The sequence below is a fragment of the uncultured Dysosmobacter sp. genome, assembly GCF_947631635.1.
In the GTDB taxonomy this organism is placed as follows: domain Bacteria; phylum Bacillota; class Clostridia; order Oscillospirales; family Oscillospiraceae; genus Oscillibacter.
Genome location: NZ_CANRMB010000007.1, coordinates 47549 through 66784 on the forward strand (window position 1 = coordinate 47549; position 19236 = coordinate 66784).

Consider the following 19236-nt stretch of genomic DNA (forward strand, 5'->3'; position numbering starts at 1 on the left):
GATACCGGGAAATTCTGACGGGTCTCCTGACAAAATTCTTACAGATTTCTTAAGATTGCAGAAACAGCGCCAATGAAGCTCATTGGCGCTGTGCTCATTTTTTCAGGGGCATGGTGAAGATGAACCGTGTGGATATGGCGTCGCTCTCGGCTCTCAGGCTGCCGCCGTGCTCCTCCGCGATGGTCCGGGCGATGGGCAGGCCCAGCCCAAAGCCGGACTGCTCGCCCCGGGAGGCGTCCGCCCGGTAGAACCGCTCGAACAGGCGGCTCAGCTGCTGGGCGGGGATAGGCTCGCCGGGATTGGAGACCACCAGCCTTGCCTGCCGGTCCGTCTTTTGCAGGGAGAGGGTGACGGCGCCGGCGCCGTATTTGATGGCGTTGTCCAGCAGAACGCCAACCAGCTGCCGCAGCTTGTCCCGGTCGCCCAGGACGGTCACGTCCTCTGTGATTTGGTAATCTAAGGGCTTGCCTGCCTCAAAGGCCACCGGCTCAAAGGCCAGGGCGCAGTCGGCGGCCACGTCGGAGAGGGAGGTCTCGCTTAAAACGGCGGTGCGGACCATGTTGTCCGCCCGGGCCAGGGTGAGCATTTCCTCCACCAGGGATTTCATCTGAATGGCCTCGGAGCGGATGTTGTCCGCCCACCGGGCGGGCTTGTCCGAAAGCGGCGCGGTCTCCAGCAGCTCCGCGTTGGAGAGGATGACCGTCAAGGGCGTTTTCAGCTCATGGGAGGCGTCGGAGAGGAACTGGCGCTGCTGCCGCCAGGCCTTTTCCACCGGGCGGGTGGCCCACCAGGACAGCAAAATGGAGACGCCCAGCAGCAGCAAAAGCGCCGCGGCGCCGATGACCAGATAGCTGCCCATCATCTCCTGCAGCATGGCGCGTTCCATGGACATGTCCACAAAGGCCACCTTTTGATACAGGCCGTTGTCCCGCCGCAGATAGCGCAGATGATAGTCCTGGATGATGCCCTCGGATTCCGGCTGGCTCAGGCAGTCCTGCAAAATGGCGGTGAGCTCCTGGGTATTGTCCAGGTCCGCGTAGGTGCCGCCGGTGACATAGGCGGTATAGGTGCCGCCGCTGGGCCACACGTTCACGGTGAAGTAGGGCAGCAGGACGACCCGGTCCTCCCCGATGGCGATGCTGATATCCGGGCGGCGCTGACCGGAACCGGCGTCCTCCTGGGCGACGCGGTACAAAAGCTGGCGGCTCAGGTCCTCGATGTTCCGCTGCATGGAGAAAAACACGGAGAGGAAGATCACAGCCAGAACGGCGGTGACCATGGACATGCAGATGGCGACAAATTTCAGCCGCAGCTTTCGGATCATGACAGCCCCTCCTGTTGAAAAGTTTGTGGAAAACGTGGAAAAAAATGGTGGAAAACGTGGAAAAAGTCAATTTGCGGCAGTTTCCAGACAGTAGCCCACCATCCGGATGGTCTTGATTTTCACCTTGGAATGAAGGTGGTCCAGCTTCTTGCGGAGAAAGGAGATATAGACCTCCACGTTGTTGTCCTCCGCGTCGGATTCGTAGCCCCAGATCTTCAAAAGCAGGGTCTCCTTGGTGAGCACGATCTCCCGGTTCAGCATCAAAAGCTCCATCATGTCGAACTCCTTGCGGCTCAGGCGGACGGACCGCTCTCCGCAGGAGAGGGTGAAGGAGCTTTTCTCCAATTTCAGGTCGCCGTATTCCAGCAGGTCGGTGTTCCGCAGCTCCGGCTGGCGGCGGGTCAGCGCCCGGATGCAGGCCAGCAGCTCCTTGGGCTCAAAGGGCTTGGTGAGATAGTAGTCCGCGCCGCAGTCCAGTCCCTCCACCCGGTCCGCCACCTCGGAGCGGGCGGTGAGCAGCAGCACCGGCGTGGCGTTTCCGGCGGCCCGCAGGCGGCGGAGCACGGTGAAGCCGTCCAGCTTGGGCAGCATCACATCCAGGATCACCACATCATAAATGGCGGACAAGGCGTTGTCCAGGCCCGCCTCGCCGTCGTGGCAGGTGTCGGCGGTGTAGCCGTTCAGCTCCAGCAGGTCCTGGAGCGTGGCGGCCAGACGGATCTCGTCCTCAACGATCAATACCCGCATCAGGGACCCTCCTTTTATAATCAAATCACTTGAAAAGTGATCAATTCACTTTTCAAATGTCACAGCACATGTGCGCTGTGGCAGGCCGCGGACCGCGGTCTTGGTTTGCATTTCATAGGCAATCGCTGTGCGCTTTACGCACAGCGGGCATCGCCCGCTTGAAAAATCCTGTGCGATTTTTTAAGTGAATGGACTATAAAAGTGCTCATGTGGACAAGGGGACGTTTTCAACGCCCCCTGTCCCGTTTGGTCTATGCTTCCAGTCCGTTGACGGAGATCCGCATCAGCGGGTCCAGGGACGCTGTGGGCAGCAGGTAGATGGTGGTGTCGTCCTTCAGCTGCACGTAGCGGCCGTCGCCGCTGGCGGCCTTGATGCCGATATACAGCGTCAGGGTCTGGCTGGCGTCGGTGCCCGTGGTGTATTCCACTGTCAAAGTGGCGGCGGGGGAGTCAAAACCGCAGATGGAGAGGGCCTCGTCGGAGGGGCGGTAGTCCACGCACCGGTCGATGGACAGGCCGGTCAGGTCCTCCAGCAGGGCCTGCACGGTCTCATTGCCGGTGACGTCGCTGCCGCCGCAGCGCCAGGAGGTCTCCGTGGAATCCCCCTCCCCTGTGTGCCGGGCGTTCAGCACCGTGGAGAGAGCGGCGGTGCCGTCCTCTCCGGCAGTGCCCTGAATCGTGATGGATTGAATATTGCGCTCCGTCAGCTCCGGCAGTTCCGGTAGGACCATCATGTCGTAAATGGGCGTTTTCAGGTGGTTATACAGCGTGTCTGCGATGATATAGACCGTGGACTCGTCGCCGTTCATCAGCATGTAGTAGCTGTCTCCGTCGGTGGTGGCCTTGCCCAGGGACAGGGTCAGCACAGCGTCCTTGGCGGTGGTGGCGGTGAGGGCTGCCGTGGGATTGTCCAGGCCATAGCTCTCCAGCGTGTCGCCGTTGGTGATGGTCTGCTGGGGCTTCAGGGTGGACAGCTCGTCGATGATGGCGGTGATGACGGCGTCGTCCAGGGGGAAATCCGGATCGTCGCTCCAGATCCAATTCCCCGCCTCGTCCAGAGAGAAGGACAGCGACGCGCTGCCGTTGTCATAGGACAGTGCCGTGTATTCATGCTCCGCGGCGATCAGGGGGCCGGCGGTCTCTCCGTCCTCCCCGGTGTCCCCCCGGGACGCCTGGTATCGGATGCCGAGTACGATCAGCAGGGCGATGGACAAAACCGCCAGGATCGCGCTGAGGATGGTGATGGTCCGTCTCTCTTTCCAAGTCATGTGGATGATCCTCCTGTTGTGGTGATTTAAGAACCTGTATTCACAAGCGGGGAATGCCGGATGGACGCGGGATTTCCCCGGCAGACAAGGCGCTTTGACGCAGGAAGTTTGTGTATTTCAAGGAAAAGCAACGCAGTATGGCGGGAAAAGACCCACTCAGACGGTGTTAAACGCTTGTGAATACAGGTTCTAAAACTTGCGGCGGCGCATCCAGCGGACAAAGCCGAAAACCAGCAGTGCCCCGGGGATGACCGGGATGAACAGCAGCGCCCAGACGCCGCCGCCTGGCAGCAGGTTCACAGAGTCCGGGGCCATATGGGAGCGCTGCGGCTGTTCCGTCATATCGGCGGAGAGCGCGGCCTCCCTGTGACCGGAGGTCTGGCAGACCGTCCGGGCCGCCGCAGTGAGAACACCGTCCACCGCGGCGGTCAAAAGCCCCTCGCCGTCAAAGGCGGTCTCGTTGTAAACGCCATAGTAATCATAAGACATTATATCATATTCGATGATATCGTCAATCGAAAAGGATTTCTGCCGTCCGGTGGCCTCGCAGGTGACCACCACGGTGCCGCTGTCCGTCAGGCCGAACTGGATCCAGCGCTCCGGCAGCTGGGCCCCAGCAGGCCGAAGATCTGCCCGTCCTCCACTGTAAAGCTCAGGTGGTCCACCGCGAGGCGGCCGCCGTATTGCTTTACCAGATCCTTGACCTCGATCACAAAAATGCCCCCGTTTGACGCATGGTTCCCTTACCATACCCACAGAAACTGAAACGCACCTGAAACCGGGAGAAAAATAAAAAGCATTTCAAGGTTGGTTTCAGGCTTTTGCCGTATAGTGGCCACATCCTCTAAGGAGGTTGCTTTTTTCGCATTTTTTCTCCGAAACCGGAGACGCACGCCATGGCGCCGGACGCCGCGGCGTGCGTTTTCGGTTTTCCTGCGAAAATACTCCAAAAAAACACGGTTTCCAGGAACATATCCTTGCAAAAGAGCCGTCTGTTTATTATAATGAGAACGCCAATCATCCGGCATCACATAAAGTACCCGGAGCGGAATGCGACCGCCCGGTGAAAAATGGAGGAGAAAGCGATATGAGAGGAGTTCACAGCGCGGTAGACGATATCCGCCGCAATGTATTCACGGAGGTGGCACGCCTGGCCTATGAGGGCGGCGATCTGAGCCGCGTGGATACGATCCCCTATAAGATGATCCAGGGCGAGGTGGCCCACCACCGCCACGACGTGTTCCTGGAGCGTGCCATCGTGCAGGAGCGCCTGCGCCTGGCCCTGGGCATGAACCTGCAGCCCGCCGAGGAGCAGATGCCCATTTCCGCCAGTATCAACGAGGCGGCCACGGACCAGAAGTATTTTGAAAATCCCCTGGTCAACATCATCCCCTTTGCCTGCAACGCCTGTCCCCCCAAACAGATCCGCATCACGGACAGCTGCCAGGGCTGTATTTCCCACCCCTGCATGAACGTCTGTCCCAAGGACGCCATCTACCTGGACAAGGACAAGCACTGCCACATCGATCAGGACAAATGCATCAAGTGCGGCAAGTGCTTCAACCAGTGCCCCTACCGGGCCATCAGCAAGATCGAGCGCCCCTGTGCCGCCGCCTGCGGCATGGACGCCATCGGCTCCGACGAGCTGGGCCGGGCCAAGATCAACTATGACAAGTGCGTCTCCTGCGGCATGTGCCTGGTGAACTGCCCCTTTGCCGCCATCGCAGACAAGAGCCAGATCTTCCAGATCATCACCGCCATCAAGCGGGGCGAGAAGGTCATCGCCTGCGTGGCCCCTGCCTTTGTGGGCCAGTTCGGCAAGGAGGCCACCCCCGCCAAGCTGAAGGCCGCCATGCGGTCCCTGGGCTTTGCCGATGTGGTGGAGGTGGCCATCGGCGCGGACCTCTGCACCGTGGAGGAGGCCAACGACTTCCTGGAGGAGGTCCCGGCCAAGCAGCCCTGGATGGGCACCTCCTGCTGTCCCGCATGGTCCATGATGGCCAAGACCCTGTTCCCCGAGTTCAAGGACTACATCTCCATGGCCCTGACCCCCATGGTCATCACCGCCCGCATGGTGAAGAAGGGCCATCCGGACGCCCGCATCGTGTTCATCGGGCCCTGCGCCGCCAAGAAGCTGGAGGCCAACCGGAAGTCCGTCCGCTCCGACGTGGACTTTGTGCTGACCTTTGAAGAGCTCCAGGGCATGTTCGACGCCAAGGAGATCGATTTCTCCAAGGTGGAGGCCGACCCCACCGACAGCATGGACGAGGGCACCGGCATGGGCCGGGGCTTTGCCGTGGGCGGCGGCGTGGCCGCCGCTGTGGTGGAGGCCATCAGGCACATCGATCCGGACCGGGAGATCAAGATCGAGTACGGCGACGGCCTGCGGGAGTGCCGCAAGATGCTTGCCATGGCCAAGGCCGGCAAGCGGGACGGCTACCTGCTGGAGGGCATGGCCTGCCCCGGCGGCTGCGTGGCCGGCGCCGGCACCATCCAGCCGGTGAAGCAGAGCGCCATCAGTGTGGAGAAGTTCAAGAACGAGGCCACCGAGATGAGCTGTACCACCAGCCCCCACCTGGACCGCCTGAAAGAGGTCGAGGAATAAGCGGAAACAGAGAGCCAGGCCCCCGGCGAAAGCCGGGGGCCTGGCTTTGCGATAAGCGGTCAATCGTTGATCGGGTCGCAGCAGATCGTCGTCAAAAGCCGCTGGAGGTCCGCCGGGGTCTCGGCGCAATCCTTCACGCTGTCCGGCAAGACGGGACCGCAGGACGCGGCCTCCTCTGCATTCGCATAATAGGAAACCTGTTCCCGCAGCAGGTCCATGGCGTCCTCCACCGTGACAGTCCGGCTGTGAAAAGCGCCCTTGGTGTCCGTATAGGTCCAAGTGACCTGGTCCAGATTTTCCACCAGCGCCAGCATAATGACCGCCCGGGGCGTCAGGAGGAGGTTCATGCGGTTGGCCCGCGCCTCCGTCATGGGGGCCGAAAATTCCAGCGTCCAGTCATAGGGCTGCTCCGAGGTTTGGAGACTGTTGGTATAGTTGCCCAGCTTCAGGCGAATGCCCAGGGCCTCCGCGATTCCCCCCAGGGCGGGGGCGTTCCCCAGATAGGGCGTTTTCACTTGGTACAGGTCCCAGGCCTCCTTGGAAATGATCACGCCGTCCTGCCAGACGCTCCGTCCGCAGAGACGGACCTCCCGGATCCCCTCCAGGGGGATCTCCACCGTCCCGCCGCCTGTTTGGAACAGGGGCGACACCAGCACGGACCGGGCGTGGATGTCAGCCACACCATCGCTGATTTCCACCGTCCAGCCCCAGTGCGCTGTTCCGGAATAGGGCGTGGAGATGGCAAGGGAGAGCACACCGCCGTCCTCCGACCACTGGACCACAGCAAGCTCCTGCTCCTGAGCCGGGGTCCCGATGACAAACAGCTTGGCGGCAAAGCCCGCCGCCACCAGTGCCAGCGTGCAGAAAACAGCGCCCGCCGCCCATTTCCACCGCCGCCGCTTCACCTTTTTCAGATAGTCCACCTCTTTGACGGTCTCCGCCTGCTCCGGAGGCGTTTCAGGGGCCGTCATGGCCCGCTTCCGCGCCGCACAGTCAGCGCACGCCGACAGGTGGGCGTCCACCGCCCGGTTGGTCTCCGCAGAGGTCAGTCCCTCCACGTAGGATGGCAATAGGTCCCGCACCACCGCGCAGGTCAGATCATTTTTCATCGCTCGCTCCTCCGTTCCGCAGTTTTTCCTTGCTCCGGTAAAAAACCACCCGGGCCCAGGTCTCCGTCCGGCCCATCACATCGCCGATCTCCCGGAAGCTCAGGCCTCCAAAGGCCCGGAGATAGACCACCTCCCGGGCGTCGGGCGGTAGGTCATGGATCTGGCGCAGCAGCGATAGCTGCCCCTCCCGGGCCAGGAGGCCCTCCTCCGCCGAGGAGACCAGGCCTTTCGGGCCGTCCTCCGGCAGAGGCGCCTCCCGCCGGTGTCTGCGCAGATGCTGATACCACAGGTGCTTGGCAATCTGGCACAGCCAGACGGAGACCTTACAGCCGCCGTCGAACCGGCCGATGGAGCGGACCGCCTGGTAAAACGTCTCCTGGGTCAGCTCTTCCGCCAGGTCCTGGTCATGGGTCTGGGAGAGGAGAAACTTATAGACAGTCTGGGCATACTGCTGATAGATCCGGGCCATATCGTCCATGGTCTCCCCTCCTTTCACCTCATATATCCTCCTGGACGGGCATTCGTTACAAAAGCTCTGAAAAAAATCTGACGGCGCTCCGCCGTCAGATCCTTCGCGTTATTCCAGCGTCTCCGTCTCAAACATCTCCTCAAAGGACCGGATATAGTAGTCCGAGAGCCGGCGGATCTCCGCCTGGTCCGCCTCGGCGGAGGGATCGTACACCCCGCACACCCGGAATCCGGCCCTCTTGGCGGTCCGAATGGCGTGGACAGCGTCCTCAAAGATGACGGTATCCCGCTTGGTGGAGCGGAGGCGCGTCATGGCCCGCTCATAGATCTCCGGGCTGTCGTTTTTTCCCGCGCCGATCTCGGAGCAGGTCAGAAGCCCCCGGAAATACTGGTCGATCCCGGCGTGGCGCAGGGCGGCCTCCGCCAGATGCCGGTCCGTGTTGGTGGCCACGTACATCCACACGCCCTCCATTTTCAGCAGGGACAAAAACTTTTGAACGCCGGGCTTGGCCTGGACCTGATGCTCATAAAAATCGCACACCCGGTCCTCGATCTGCTGGATGATCTCGTCCACCGACAGGGGCAGGCCGTATTCCTCTTTGCACAGCTGCGCACCCTCTCGGAGCGTCAGCACCATCACCCGGTCCGCCAGGTCCGGGGCGGGCTCAATGCCCATGGAGCGGAGCATATTGGGTCCCAGGTCCTTCCAGATGGGCATGGAGTCCAGCAGGGTGCCGTCCATATCAAAAATCGCGCTTTGCAGTCTCATAAAAACCTCGCTTGTATTGCACAGAACTTGAAACTATTGTAACATGATGTCAGGATAGAATACAAAAAAAACCGATGAGAGGAGGCGCACCATGCGGCTGTTCGCTGCCATTCGGTTTTCTCCGGCGGTGCGGGCCTCCCTGCTGGAGGCGGCCGCCGCGCTACAAAGACAGGGCGCCGGCAGGTTCACCCGGCCGGAGAATTTTCATCTGACCCTGGCTTTTATCGGAGAGACGGAGAAGTTAGCGGAGGCTAAGGCCGCCCTGGAGGCCGCCTGCACAGGAGGGCCTGTCTCTCTCACCGTGGGCGGCCTGGGACATTTTGGAGACCTGTGGTGGACCGGCATTCGGGAAAATCCCAGATTGGCCGCACTGGCCCTGGGCGTCCAGCAGGCTTTGCGGGACCAGGGCTTTTCCGTCGAAAAACGCCCTTGGAAGCCCCATGTGACGCTGGTGCGCCAGTGGCGGGGGCCATGTCCCCGCCTGACGGTCCGAGAGGTCTCCATGCGGGCGGAACGGGTGTCCCTGATGAAGTCCGAGCGCATCCATGGAAAACTAACCTACACGGAGATTTACAGCGTCAGGCTGTGAGCGGACTGAAAAAGAGCCGCAGGCGATTTCGTCGCCTGCGGCTCTTGCCATATGGTATCATCAAATAACTTGAAAAGCGGCAAAACCACTTTTCAAGTTATTTGACTATATCATATCCTGCATGGGGAGCGGTCACCCCGGCATGGTCCATGCCTTCACCCCGTCGAAATAGGGGCTCTGCTTCCGGCGGCGGAAGTCGTCGGCATCCTTCTGGGACCAGTCGTACAGCCCCTCCCCCGCCGCCTGTCCGGTCTTGCCGCTGGCGAGGCCCGCTTTCACCAGGGACTGGATCTCCCTGGTGCCGCACAGGTCGGGATAGACGTTCCGGGCAATGGTGCTCTCCAGGTCAAACCCCACGGCGTCGAAGTACTCTAGCAGGCCGATAGAGGCATACCGCATCCCCATGGCGTATTTCACCGCCTTGTCAATGTCCGCGGCGGTGGTGACGTCCTGTTCGATGAGGTAGATGGCTTCCCGGAACAGCGCCTGGGCGAACCGGTTCACCAAAAAGCCCGGCACGCTGCGGTTCAGCACCACCACTTGGCGGTGAAGGGTTTCCAGCAGGGCCATGGTCCGGGAGACGCTCTCCTCGGAAGTCCTTTGGTGGCGGACCACCTCCACCAGCGGCAGCATGTGCACCGGCTGGAAGGGATGGGCGATCAAAAGCTGCTCCGGACGGCCGGTGAGCTTTGCCAGCACCTCTGCGTCGATGGAGGAGGTGCAGGAGGCAGTGACGGCCTCCGGGGTGGCATATCGTTCAATGGCCTGATATACTGCCTGCTTCTGCGCCGTGCCCTCGGCCACCGCCTCAAAGACAAAGGTGCAGCCCGCCAGGGCGGCGGGGTCGTTGGTGATGGTGAGAAGCGCCATGGCCGCCTGCTTGTTTTTCTCCGAGGCAAGGCCCTCGGCGATCAGATCGTCCCAATTCCGGGCAACGGCCCTGCGGCAGCGCTCCAATCCTGCCTCCGAATGGCCGATGACCACGCAGGGCAGGCCGTGGCCGATGATCAGCGTCGCCTGACAGGAGCCGATAGTGCCGGAGCCATAAACTGCGATCTTTTCCACGGCGCACCTCACATCATGGCCCAGCCATGGGTCAGGCGCAGGGACTGGCCGGTCAGGGCGCCCCGGTCATTGGACAGGAACACCAGCATATCGGCCACATCCTCCACCGTGGTGAACTGGCCGTCCACCGTGTCCCGCAGCATGATGTTTTTCACGACCTCCTCCTCGGTGATGCCCAGAGAGGCGGCCTGCTCGGGGATCTGCTTTTCCACCAGCGGGGTTTTGATGAAGCTGGGGCAGATGGTGTAGGTGTAGATGCCGTACTCCGCACCCTCCCGGGCAATGGCCTTGGCAAGGCCCGCCACGCCGTGCTTGGCGAAGTTGTAGGGCTCCTTGAGCTTGGAGCCCACGAAGGACTGGACGGAGCCGGTGAACACGATGCGTCCCCCCTTACCGGAGGCCTTCATGCGGCGGAACGCCGCCCGGGATACCAGAAACGCGCCGTCGGCATGGATGGCCATCATTTTTTTCCAGTCCGCGAAGGGATACTCGTCAAAGGGATGGACGATCTGGACACCGGCGTTGGACATCACCAGGTCGCAGGAACCGTAGGTCTCCACCATCTTGTCAAAACCGGCTTCCACCGCCTGCTCGTCGGAGACGTCCATGGGGACGGCGATGGCGGAGAGGCCGCCTCCGGTCAGCTCCCGGACCAGGGCCTCCGCGGCGGGCAGATTGACATCGGCCACCACAACGCCCCAGCCCTCCTCCGCCATGCGCCGGGCGCAGGCCCTTCCAATACCGGACGCGGCGCCGGTGATCAATGCGGATCTCATATCCAGATACCTCCTAAAGTCAGAGCGGTATTCTCCAATACCTGAAAATCTGTTTTTATTGTATCATGGGAGGCGGAGTTTGCAATTGATCGAATCCACAGACTTGATTTGTACGATTTATAAATAATGATAAATTATAATTATTTATTTTATATATAAATATATTTTATAAATCATCCGGCGGAAGATGCTTGGACAGGTGGCTGATAAAGGCCCGGCAGGAGGTGGACAGGCAGCGGTGGGGGTTCCGGGCCAGAACGATGTCCCAATGCTGCATCTCGTCCACCAGTGGGACGCAGGCCGCGTCCTCCACGATTTTTTGAAAGGGCTCCCTCAGCTGCTGGGCCGCCGGAGAAAAACTGTCCACCAGACAGAAAGAAAAAGCCCCGGAGGCGGCATTTGCCGCTTCCGGGACCTTTTTCATGCGATCAGCAGAGCTTTGCGCCTGCGGGGATGGCGTCGTCCACCATGATGAGGTTCAGCTTCTCCTCCCCCTGGGCGGTGTGGACGGCGGAGATCAGCATGCCGTTGCTCTCCAGGCCCATCATCTTCCGGGGCGGCAGGTTCACGATGGCGATCAGGGTCTTGCCCACCAGCTCCTCCGGCTCATACCAGGCATGGACGCCGGACAGGATCTGCCGGTCCATGCCGGTGCCGTCGTCCAGCGTGAACTTCAGCAGCTTGGCGCTCTTCTTCACAGCCTCGCAGGCCTTCACCTTCACGGCCCGGAAGTCGGACTTGCAGAAGGTGTCGAAGTCCACCTGCTCCTCCAGCTGGGGTTCGATTTCAATGGCGGGCAGCGCGGCCTTTTTCGCAGCGGCTTCCAGTGCCTCCAACTCCTCCAGGGCCTTGTCCATGTCGATGCGGGGGAACAGGTTCTCGCCCTTGGTGACGGCGGCGGTCTCCGGCAGGCGGCCCCAGACGGCAGCGGAATCCCAGGTCTGGCAGTCAGCGGGGGCGCCGATCTGGACGAAGAGCTTTTCCATGCTCTCCGGCATGAAAGGCGTCAGCAGGATACCGCAGATGCGGGTGGACTCCAGCAGGTTGTACAGCACATGGGCCAGCCGCGGGCCGTTGGCCTCCATGTCCTTGGCCAGCGTCCAGGGGGCGTTCTCGTCGATATACTTATTGGCCCGCTGGATGACCTTAAAGACCTCCTCCAGGGCCTTGTGGGGGGCAAAGACCTCCATCTGCGCCTCATAGGCGTCCCGCAGGCCGGAGGCCATGGCGGTCAGGTCCCGGTCATATTCCTCGGGTGCCTCCCAGCTCCGGCAGCCCCCAGGCAGCTGGCCGCCGAAGTACTTGCCCACCATGGCGGTGGTGCGGGACACCAGGTTGCCCAGGTCGTTGGCCAGATCGGTGTTGATGGTCTGGATCAGCAGCTCGTTGGAGAAGTTGCCGTCGGAGCCGAAGGGGAACGTCCGCATCAGGAAGAACCGCAGGGCGTCCACGCCGAACTGCTCCGCCAGGATATAGGGGTCCACCACGTTGCCCTTGGACTTGGACATCTTGCCGCCGTCCAGCAGCAGCCAGCCGTGGCCGAAGCACTTCTTGGGCACTGGCTCGCCCAAGCTCATCAGCATGGCGGGCCAGATGATGGAGTGGAACCGCACGATCTCCTTGCCCACGATGTTGATGCCGGGCCACCAGCCCTTGTCGTAGTCGTCATAGCGGTCGTTGCCGTAGCCCAGGGCGGTGATATAGTTGCTCAGGGCGTCCACCCACACATAGACCACGTGACCGGGGTCAAAGTCCACGGGCACGCCCCAGGAGAAGCTGGTGCGGGAGACGCACAGGTCCTCCAGACCGGGGTCGATGAAGTTCCGGACCATCTCATGCACCCGGGAGCGGGGCTGGAGGAAGTCGGTGTTTTCCAGCAGGTCCCGGATACGGTCGGCGTATTTGCTCAGCCGGAAAAAGTACGCCTCCTCCTCCGCATCCTTGACGGGGCGGCCGCAGTCGGGGCAGCAGCCGTCCTTCAGCTGGCTCTCTGTCCAGAAGGACTCGCAGGGTGTGCAGTATTTGCCCTTATAGGTGCCCTTGTAGATGTCGCCATTGTCGTACATCTTGCGGAAGATATATTGGATGGACTGGACATGATAGTCGTCGGTGGTGCGGATGAAGCGGTCGTTGGAGATGTTCATCAGCTTCCACAGGTCCCGCACGCCCCGGGGGCCGTCCACAATACGGTCCACGAACTCCTGGGGAGTGATGCCGGCTTCCTTGGCCTTCTCCTCAATCTTCTGGCCATGCTCGTCGGTGCCGGTGAGGAACATGACATCGTCGCCGGTGAGGCGGTGGTAGCGGGCCAGGGTATCGGTGGCCACGGTGCAGTAGGTGTGGCCGATGTGCAGCTTGTCCGAGGGATAGTAGATGGGGGTGGTGACATAAAACTTTTTCTTTTCCATGGGGACTCTCCTTTATCACGGCGCATCCGAATGAAAGAGCGCCGGTATTTGCTCGTAATCATTCATTATAACGGTATATTTCCCAAATTACAACACTTTAGCCGGGATTTTCCGGGCCAAGATGATCCATGTCCCGGTAACGGGTGAATTCCTCCCACACCGCCTGGACCTCTGGGGTATCCTCTCTGTCCCTGTAGTTTTCCACCGTAACGGTCCAGAGGACCGTCTCGCTGCCGGCCTGATGATCTATGACGGTAAAGGTCTTATCCTGAAAGTCAGAACTGCTTGCTATGGACAGTGACCGCAGCGGCGTCAGTTCCCCATCCACCCAGCGGAAGCAGGTGTCGCCCCAGTCCGCCGCGCTGAAATGCACATGTTCCCAGACCAGTTGGGTCTCCGGGGCGACGCTGGGCGACCACAGCCCGCTCAGGTCTGCATCATGCTGGAAAAGCCCGGTCTTTGGATCATAGAGCCAGAAGGATTCAGACCAGTTGGCGGCGCCCCTTGTCGAAGTATAGTGAAAGTCCAGATAGCCGTCAAAGTCCACATCTTCTACCGTGTAATTTTCCGGGTAATACGCCGTATCATCGGTAAAAGTCTGGATGACCTGACCGCTGGCGTCAGTGACGGTGCCGCCAATGTACACCGGCAGGAAAAACTCACTCAGTGCCGCCTCCCGCATCGGCAGCCTTTGCAGCGTCACCCGATACGCTCCCACGGCAAAGGTCTCCTCCCAGAACGGCGCGTCCGCCTGGGGCAGCGTGCTTTCAAAGCAGGCGGTCATGCTGGCGGGCAGCGGCTCACTCCATTGAACGTCCCAGGTCTGCTCCGCCTGCCCCCGCTCTGTATAGGCGAAGATGCCGTCAAAGGGGTCCTTTTCCCAGAAATGCCGCAGCTCCACCACTTGACCGTCCTCCACACCGTAGATGGAACGTCCGGTATAGCCGGGACCGGTCTGCGCGGTGTACAGCTCCCCAGTGTCCGGGTCCAGCGTATAGCTGTAATAGCCCTTCTCCGTGGAAGTGCTTAAAAGTCCCGCCTCGCCATACAGGGCCAGCAGCTCCGCTTCACTGGGCGAATTTGCGCCTGACTTGGGCGGCGCCAGCAGTCCGGCGGCACCCATCCACCCAAACAACAGGCCGCAGACCAGCAGAAAACCGAGCCTTTGCCGCATCATGAACGCCTCCCTGCGTTTAATTCTCCTCTGCCAGACTTCCCTTCCGTTTCCAGCGGCCGGAGAGATAATAGAGCACCGACAGCGTGAAGCCCAGCGTCCAGCCCACGCCCACGCCGTAGTACATATAGTCCGGGCCATAGTGGTCGGCAAACCAATAGACCGCCGGAACGCGGACCAGGATCAGGGACAGGACCACGTCGATCATGGGGAACAGGCTGTCGCCCGCGCCCCGCATGGCGTTGTTCAGGCAGAACATGACGGAGAACAGGAAGTAGAAGGGCATGATGCACTTCAGGTAGACCGTGCCGGCCTCAATGACCGCGGGGGTGCTGGAGAACATGCCCACCAGCGTGGGGCCCAGAGGGATCAGCACCAGCATCACCGCCGACCAGACGACGGCGGAGACCACGGTGATCCGAATGCCCTGCCGGGCGCGGTCCAGCCGCCGGGCGCCGATATTCTGCCCCACGAAGGCGGTGACGGCGTTGGAGAGGCTCTGCACCGGCAGGAACGCCAGCTGGTCCAGCTTGGAGCCCACGTTGTACGCCGCGGTGAACTCCTTGCCGTAGGAGTTGATCTTGCTCATGACCGCCATGGCGCCGATGGCCACCAGGGACATCTGAATGCCGGCGGGCAGGCCGATGCCCATGATCTGCCGGAACAGGTGCCTGTCGAACCGGCGGCAGAAGGGCCGGATGGCGATCTCCGGATACTTGCGGTTGATATAGAACAGCCCGAACAGCCAGGAGAAGGCCTGGGAGATGATGGTGCCCAGGGCCACGCCCAGAACGCCCATGCCGCAGGCCAGCACCAGGATCAGGTCCAGGGCGATGTTCATCCCCGCCGCAATGGCCAGGAACAGCAGCGTTGTCCGGCTGTTGCCGAGACCGCCCAGAATGCCGGCGTTTAAATTGTAGCCGATGGTGCCAACCAGACCCGCGCACACCACGATCAGGTACAGCCAGGCCTCATAATAGGCCCCGCTCTCCACCCGGAGGAGGGACAGGATCGGCTTCACCGCCGCCACCGCCAGCAGCGTCACAGGGATGGCGGAAAAGACGAAGGAGGTGTAGATCGTGTCCACCGCGTCCCGCACCCGGTCCATCTTTCCCGCGCCGTAAAACTGGGCGATGACCACCGTGCCGCCGTTGGACAGGCCCATAAAGAGGGACGAGAACATGAAGATCACCGGAAAGCCCATGCCCACGGCGGCAAGGGCGGCGTCCCCCACGTATTGGCCCACCACCCAGCTGTCCACCATATTGTAGAGCTGCTGGAGAAAGCTGCCCGCCAGCAGAGGCAGGGCAAAATAGAAAATGTGACCAGCGGGATTTCCCTCGGTCATGTTGCGGATCCCGCTGTTTGAAGAATTTTTAGCCATGAAAACACCCTTTTTTTATCATTAAGAACACTTTACTCTTTTTATGGGAGAAGAGCAATTGTTTTTTTGCAGAGAATCAGATACAATGTGGAAAAGCCATCACACTTCGGAGGGATTTTGCGATGAAACTGGTATCCTGGAATGTCAACGGCCTGCGGGCTTGCCTGGGAAAGGGCTTTTTGGATTTCTGCGCCGGGGCCGACGCGGATGTGATCTGCCTGCAGGAGACAAAGATGCGGCCGGAGCAGGCGGAATTCGACCTGCCGGGCTACATCCGCTTCTGGAACAGCGCCGACAAGGCGGGCTACTCCGGCACCGCCATCTTCACCCGGCGGGAACCGCTGAATGTGACATACGACTTTGGGGCCGATGAGCACCGCCATGAGGGTCGGGTCATCACGGCGGAGTATGAGGACTTTTACCTGGTCTGCTGTTACACGCCCAACTCCAAGGACCAACTGGCCCGCCTTCCCTACCGCATGACCTGGGAGGACGATATCCGGGCGTATCTCCAGGAGCTGGACGGTAAAAAGCCGGTGGTCTACTGCGGCGACCTGAACGTGGCCCACCAGGAGATCGACATCAAGAACCCCAAGAGCAACCGCATGAACCCCGGCTTTTCCGACGAGGAGCGGGCCAAGATGACGGAGCTGCTGGGAAGCGGTTTTGTGGATACCTTCCGGGCGCTGTACCCGGACAAGACCGGGGCCTATTCCTGGTGGAGCTATCGCTTCAATGCCCGGAAGAACAACGCTGGGTGGCGGATCGATTATTTCATCGTATCTGAGAGACTGCGGGAGAGGATCAAAAGCGCGGAGATCTTGAGCGATGTCATGGGCAGCGACCACTGCCCGGTGGTATTGGAATTGGATCTATCATAAAAGAAACGGCCAGCCCGTCAGGGCTGGCTGTCTAGTTCATCGATAAAATCCAGGACTTCTTTTTCAATTTCCTCGCCCATTTGCTGCGACAGTTTTGCGGTAACCAGAAAGTCGGCTCTGCAAAGGATGCGGTCGGCTTCCTCAATCGCGCGTGCAAGGGTTTCATAGGCGGTTTTATAATCTGGCTCATTGGGCATATTTTTCACCTCCAATTTCATTATAGGTCTAAATCACCCTAATTTCAATAGGTCATTGGGGCATAATTTTTACAGGTGATAATATGACTCCAATGAAAGAACGTCGAAAAGCACGCAAATATACACAAGTAAAAATGCAGATGCTAACGGGGATTGACCAGAGTGATTATTCAAAAATTGAAACTGGAAAACGGAATATGACATTTGAGCAATGTCGTCGGATTGCGATAGCACTGAAAACGAGTATGGACTATTTGGCGGGACTAACTGATGATCCCAATCCATATCCCCGAAAAAAGTAAGATCGGCCCTTGTCGGGGCCGGTCTATTTTTTGTAAGTGCCCACTTACGGGGGATGCGCCCCCATTTTCTTTGGGTCTTGCCCAAAGAAAACGGCCGCGCCCGGTCAAAAGAAAGGCGCTTTGGTGTCCACAGTTGGCCCGTTGGGCCAACTGTGGACGAGACGTGGGGTCCCAGAAAGAGACCGATGGAGGTCGATGCTGGATTCTGCGTTGGGCGCGGGCGCGGTTTTGCTGAATCTTTCGGTTTTTAGCCACGCGAATGGGAATTGCGAGGTCGGGCAAAGACTGAAAGGACCAGCGGTTCCTTTCGCTGCCGCTCTTTGATTCCTTGCGGAAGCGCCTGCGTGTGGGGCTTGTACGGGACCGGACATTGTTGAAAGCCTTTCGATATTTACCCCCAATTTGTACCCAAGCCCCCCAAATGCGGGCACGCACTCCTACCCTCGTACCCGGTATAGCGCACCCGGCAGAAGATTTCCGGGCTTGGTGGCACATCTAACCACCACCTCCCGTCCGTCCACAGTTGGCCCGATGGGCCAACTGTGGACACCAAAAAGCGTTTTTCTTTTGGACCGTGCACGGCCCGTTTTCTTTGGCGCAACCAAAGAAAATGGGGGGTGCATTCCCGTGCCGCAAAGCGGCACACCCCCCATCCCCGCCCCATGGGCGGGAACCATCCGGCAAAGTCACGACAACAGCGCGTTCATCTCCTCGATCTCCAGGTCCTGCAAGGCCCAATTGACCCCATACCCCACCACCTTGGAAAGGTCCCGCACCTGCTGGTCGATATCCCGGGGCGTCACCATCAGACTCTGCTTCCCATGACGCAGCTGTTTTTCGTCAAATTCCGTAATGCCGCTCTCCTCCAGCAGGTCCGCCGCAAGGGTGGCGGCATCCACCACAGTCGGGATACCGATGGCGAAGACCGGAACCCCCAGCGTCTCCCGGTTCAGCGCGGCCCGGTGATTCCCCACGCCGGAGCCGGGGATGATGCCGGTGTCCGAGAGCTGCACGGTGGTGCATACCCGGCCGCAGCGGCGGGAGGCCAGCGCGTCGATGGCAATGACCAGTGACGGCTGTACCTCCGCCACCAGGCCCCGCACCGCCTCGGCGGACTCCACGCCGGTGGTGCCCAGCACGCCCGTGCGGAACACCGCCACGGGCCGGAACCCAGCAAAGTGCTTGGGCATGGCGGAGATCAGGTGGCGGGTGACCAGAATATGGTCCGCCGCCAGCGGGCCCACCGCGTCCGGCGTCATGGCGGCGTTGCCCAGGCCGATGACCAGGGCGGGGCCCTCCGCCGGCAGCAGGGGTTTTAATTGGCTCCCCACGGCCCGGACGGCCCGTTCAAAAAAGTCCGCCTTCCGCTGCCAGAAGGTGGTGAGGTCGATGGTGAGGTAGCTGCCCTGTGGTTTTCCCAGTGCTTCTTCCCCCCGCTGGTCCAGAATGTCCACCCGGGTCACGGGATAGCCCTCCTGCTTCTGCTTCACGGCCTTCACGCCGGCCAGGCGGGTGGTCTTTTCCGCGGATTCCTGCCATAATTCCCGTGCCTCCAGGGCCAGGTCTGTGCGTTTTGCAAACAAAATGGTCTCCTCCCAACACAAAATCTTGTGGTCTTGCACCTAGGTTTTGCGCCGGGGGATACAATATACAAAAAATGAACAGAAATTGCAAAAAAACTCTTGCTTTTTGGGAAGTTCCCTGCTAAAATATCATTCTGCACGGTGGAAAATTCCGCCGCGTGAATTTGCCTAAGGAGGTGTTTGGTTTGCCGAATATCAAGTCTGCCAAGAAGCGCGTTCTGATCGGTGAAGTGAGAAACGCACGCAACAAGGCCGCGAAATCCGAGCTGAAGACCGCCATTAAGAAGTTCGAGGTTGCTGCCGCAGAAGGCAATCGCACCGAGGCCGATGGCGCTTACAAGGTTGCTGTGAAGAAAGTCGATCAGGCTGTTGCCAAGGGTGTTCTGCACAAGAACACGGCCGCTCACAGAAAGAGCGCCATGACCCTGAAGCTGAACAAGATCGGCTGATCGCGCTGATACGGTAAAGAGAGGACATCCGTTGGGATGTCCTTTTTTTCATGTGCGGCGCGAATAGCGGGAGCGTTGGGAGAGAAAATGGGGCGGAAATGTCCCCAAGTTTACTGGACCCACGGAAAATTTACAGAC

At 60.3% G+C, this 19236-nt stretch carries 21 protein-coding genes; 5 read left to right on the top strand and 16 right to left on the bottom strand.

Translation table 11 applies throughout. The features are described 5' to 3' along the window. Window positions 1-94: 94 nt before the first annotated feature. From Q0Z71_RS05435 to Q0Z71_RS05455, 5 genes are all read right to left on the bottom strand, one after another. Window positions 95-1324 (bottom strand): cell wall metabolism sensor histidine kinase WalK, encoded by a 1230-nt coding sequence (locus tag Q0Z71_RS05435; RefSeq protein ID WP_298019381.1) that lies wholly within the window; start codon window positions 1322-1324, stop codon window positions 95-97. A gap of 66 nt (window positions 1325-1390) precedes the next feature. Next, on the bottom strand, window positions 1391-2071 hold the full coding sequence (locus tag Q0Z71_RS05440) for a response regulator transcription factor (RefSeq protein ID WP_298019382.1): 681 nt from the start codon (window positions 2069-2071) through the stop codon (window positions 1391-1393). 251 nt (window positions 2072-2322) lie between these two features. Next, window positions 2323-3339: a DUF4340 domain-containing protein gene (locus Q0Z71_RS05445; RefSeq protein WP_298019383.1), complete on the bottom strand. Its 1017-nt coding sequence runs from the start codon at window positions 3337-3339 to the stop codon at window positions 2323-2325. A gap of 189 nt (window positions 3340-3528) precedes the next feature. Next, complete coding sequence (locus Q0Z71_RS05450) at window positions 3529-3900, bottom strand: hypothetical protein (protein WP_298019384.1); 372 nt, start codon at window positions 3898-3900, stop codon at window positions 3529-3531. 14 nt (window positions 3901-3914) lie between these two features. Beyond that, the gene (locus Q0Z71_RS05455) at window positions 3915-4052 is read right to left on the bottom strand and encodes a hypothetical protein (protein ID WP_363316683.1); all 138 of its coding nucleotides are present in this window, start codon (window positions 4050-4052) and stop codon (window positions 3915-3917) included. Window positions 4053-4426: 374 nt separating this feature from the next. On the opposite strand from Q0Z71_RS05455, the gene Q0Z71_RS05460 reads away from it, so the two are divergent. Then, on the top strand, window positions 4427-5944 hold the full coding sequence (locus tag Q0Z71_RS05460) for a 4Fe-4S dicluster domain-containing protein (protein ID WP_298019385.1): 1518 nt from the start codon (window positions 4427-4429) through the stop codon (window positions 5942-5944). A 59-nt stretch (window positions 5945-6003) separates the two neighbouring features. On the opposite strand, the gene Q0Z71_RS05465 is transcribed toward Q0Z71_RS05460, so the two are convergent. The 3 genes from Q0Z71_RS05465 to Q0Z71_RS05475 form a co-directional block, all read right to left on the bottom strand. Continuing rightward, window positions 6004-7053, bottom strand: coding sequence for a DUF4825 domain-containing protein (locus Q0Z71_RS05465; RefSeq protein WP_298019386.1), 1050 nt, complete (start codon window positions 7051-7053; stop codon window positions 6004-6006). Continuing rightward, window positions 7043-7531 carry an RNA polymerase sigma factor gene (locus Q0Z71_RS05470; RefSeq protein ID WP_298019387.1) on the bottom strand — a complete coding sequence of 163 codons (489 nt, stop codon included), beginning with the start codon at window positions 7529-7531 and terminating at the stop codon, window positions 7043-7045. The genes Q0Z71_RS05465 and Q0Z71_RS05470 overlap by 11 nt, the downstream gene beginning before the upstream one ends. Before the next feature lie 99 nt (window positions 7532-7630). Next, window positions 7631-8290 (bottom strand): HAD family phosphatase, encoded by a 660-nt coding sequence (locus Q0Z71_RS05475; RefSeq protein ID WP_298019388.1) that lies wholly within the window; start codon window positions 8288-8290, stop codon window positions 7631-7633. A 91-nt stretch (window positions 8291-8381) separates the two neighbouring features. On the opposite strand from Q0Z71_RS05475, the gene thpR reads away from it, so the two are divergent. After that, window positions 8382-8879, top strand: a complete 498-nt coding sequence (thpR, locus tag Q0Z71_RS05480; RefSeq protein ID WP_298019389.1) for an RNA 2',3'-cyclic phosphodiesterase — start codon at window positions 8382-8384, stop codon at window positions 8877-8879. Between the two features lie 132 nt (window positions 8880-9011). Here the strand turns inward: thpR and Q0Z71_RS05485 are convergent, their stop codons facing one another. The 6 genes from Q0Z71_RS05485 to Q0Z71_RS05510 all read right to left on the bottom strand — a co-directional run bounded on the left by Q0Z71_RS05485 (window position 9012) and on the right by Q0Z71_RS05510 (window position 15686). Beyond that, window positions 9012-9944, bottom strand: a complete 933-nt coding sequence (locus tag Q0Z71_RS05485; RefSeq protein WP_298019391.1) for a 3-hydroxyacyl-CoA dehydrogenase family protein — start codon at window positions 9942-9944, stop codon at window positions 9012-9014. Between the two features lie 8 nt (window positions 9945-9952). Next, window positions 9953-10720, bottom strand: a complete 768-nt coding sequence (locus Q0Z71_RS05490) for a 3-hydroxybutyrate dehydrogenase (RefSeq protein WP_298019393.1) — start codon at window positions 10718-10720, stop codon at window positions 9953-9955. A 166-nt stretch (window positions 10721-10886) separates the two neighbouring features. Continuing rightward, entirely contained in the window at window positions 10887-11144 is a 258-nt protein-coding gene (locus Q0Z71_RS05495; RefSeq protein ID WP_298019395.1) for a hypothetical protein, read from the bottom strand. Window positions 11145-11148: 4 nt separating this feature from the next. Further along, window positions 11149-13128: a methionine--tRNA ligase gene (metG, locus tag Q0Z71_RS05500; RefSeq protein ID WP_298019397.1), complete on the bottom strand. Its 1980-nt coding sequence runs from the start codon at window positions 13126-13128 to the stop codon at window positions 11149-11151. A 97-nt stretch (window positions 13129-13225) separates the two neighbouring features. Then, window positions 13226-14305 carry an XAC2610-related protein gene (locus tag Q0Z71_RS05505; RefSeq protein ID WP_298019399.1) on the bottom strand — a complete coding sequence of 360 codons (1080 nt, stop codon included), beginning with the start codon at window positions 14303-14305 and terminating at the stop codon, window positions 13226-13228. Between the two features lie 16 nt (window positions 14306-14321). After that, window positions 14322-15686 carry an MATE family efflux transporter gene (locus Q0Z71_RS05510; RefSeq protein ID WP_298019401.1) on the bottom strand — a complete coding sequence of 455 codons (1365 nt, stop codon included), beginning with the start codon at window positions 15684-15686 and terminating at the stop codon, window positions 14322-14324. A 122-nt stretch (window positions 15687-15808) separates the two neighbouring features. Here Q0Z71_RS05510 and Q0Z71_RS05515 point away from each other — a divergent pair, with 122 nt between their 5' ends. Beyond that, complete coding sequence (locus Q0Z71_RS05515) at window positions 15809-16567, top strand: exodeoxyribonuclease III (RefSeq protein ID WP_298019403.1); 759 nt, start codon at window positions 15809-15811, stop codon at window positions 16565-16567. A gap of 17 nt (window positions 16568-16584) precedes the next feature. Here Q0Z71_RS05515 and Q0Z71_RS05520 read toward each other — a convergent pair whose 3' ends face one another. Further along, the gene (locus Q0Z71_RS05520) at window positions 16585-16764 is read right to left on the bottom strand and encodes a hypothetical protein (RefSeq protein WP_298019404.1); all 180 of its coding nucleotides are present in this window, start codon (window positions 16762-16764) and stop codon (window positions 16585-16587) included. Window positions 16765-16856: 92 nt separating this feature from the next. Between Q0Z71_RS05520 and Q0Z71_RS05525 the strand changes: the two genes are divergently transcribed. Then, a complete protein-coding gene (locus Q0Z71_RS05525; RefSeq protein WP_298019407.1) occupies window positions 16857-17066 on the top strand; it encodes a helix-turn-helix domain-containing protein in 210 nt (69 codons plus the stop codon). A gap of 686 nt (window positions 17067-17752) precedes the next feature. Here the strand turns inward: Q0Z71_RS05525 and gpr are convergent. Then, entirely contained in the window at window positions 17753-18649 is an 897-nt protein-coding gene (gene gpr / locus Q0Z71_RS05530) for a GPR endopeptidase (protein WP_298019409.1), read from the bottom strand. 185 nt (window positions 18650-18834) lie between these two features. Between gpr and rpsT the strand changes: the two genes are divergently transcribed. Then, window positions 18835-19098 (top strand): 30S ribosomal protein S20, encoded by a 264-nt coding sequence (gene rpsT, locus Q0Z71_RS05535; RefSeq protein ID WP_298019411.1) that lies wholly within the window; start codon window positions 18835-18837, stop codon window positions 19096-19098. Window positions 19099-19236 lie beyond the last annotated feature (138 nt).

Bases quoted from the DNA above. Each gene is read 5' to 3' on its own strand.
- Q0Z71_RS05515 (WP_298019403.1), top strand. From the start codon at position 15,809: ATGAAACTGGTATCCTGGAATGTCAACGGCCTGCGGGCTTGCCTGGGA.
- Q0Z71_RS05440 (WP_298019382.1), bottom strand. From the start codon at position 2,071: ATGCGGGTATTGATCGTTGAGGACGAGATCCGTCTGGCCGCCACGCTC.
- Q0Z71_RS05435 (WP_298019381.1), bottom strand. From the start codon at position 1,324: ATGATCCGAAAGCTGCGGCTGAAATTTGTCGCCATCTGCATGTCCATG.
- Q0Z71_RS05475 (WP_298019388.1), bottom strand. From the start codon at position 8,290: ATGAGACTGCAAAGCGCGATTTTTGATATGGACGGCACCCTGCTGGAC.
- Q0Z71_RS05505 (WP_298019399.1), bottom strand. From the start codon at position 14,305: ATGATGCGGCAAAGGCTCGGTTTTCTGCTGGTCTGCGGCCTGTTGTTT.
- Q0Z71_RS05490 (WP_298019393.1), bottom strand. From the start codon at position 10,720: ATGAGATCCGCATTGATCACCGGCGCCGCGTCCGGTATTGGAAGGGCC.
- thpR (WP_298019389.1), top strand. From the start codon at position 8,382: ATGCGGCTGTTCGCTGCCATTCGGTTTTCTCCGGCGGTGCGGGCCTCC.
- Q0Z71_RS05525 (WP_298019407.1), top strand. From the start codon at position 16,857: ATGAAAGAACGTCGAAAAGCACGCAAATATACACAAGTAAAAATGCAG.
- Q0Z71_RS05465 (WP_298019386.1), bottom strand. From the start codon at position 7,053: ATGAAAAATGATCTGACCTGCGCGGTGGTGCGGGACCTATTGCCATCC.
- Q0Z71_RS05470 (WP_298019387.1), bottom strand. From the start codon at position 7,531: ATGGACGATATGGCCCGGATCTATCAGCAGTATGCCCAGACTGTCTAT.
- Q0Z71_RS05510 (WP_298019401.1), bottom strand. From the start codon at position 15,686: ATGGCTAAAAATTCTTCAAACAGCGGGATCCGCAACATGACCGAGGGA.
- Q0Z71_RS05495 (WP_298019395.1), bottom strand. From the start codon at position 11,144: ATGAAAAAGGTCCCGGAAGCGGCAAATGCCGCCTCCGGGGCTTTTTCT.
- Q0Z71_RS05445 (WP_298019383.1), bottom strand. From the start codon at position 3,339: ATGACTTGGAAAGAGAGACGGACCATCACCATCCTCAGCGCGATCCTG.
- Q0Z71_RS05460 (WP_298019385.1), top strand. From the start codon at position 4,427: ATGAGAGGAGTTCACAGCGCGGTAGACGATATCCGCCGCAATGTATTC.
- Q0Z71_RS05520 (WP_298019404.1), bottom strand. From the start codon at position 16,764: ATGCCCAATGAGCCAGATTATAAAACCGCCTATGAAACCCTTGCACGC.
- metG (WP_298019397.1), bottom strand. From the start codon at position 13,128: ATGGAAAAGAAAAAGTTTTATGTCACCACCCCCATCTACTATCCCTCG.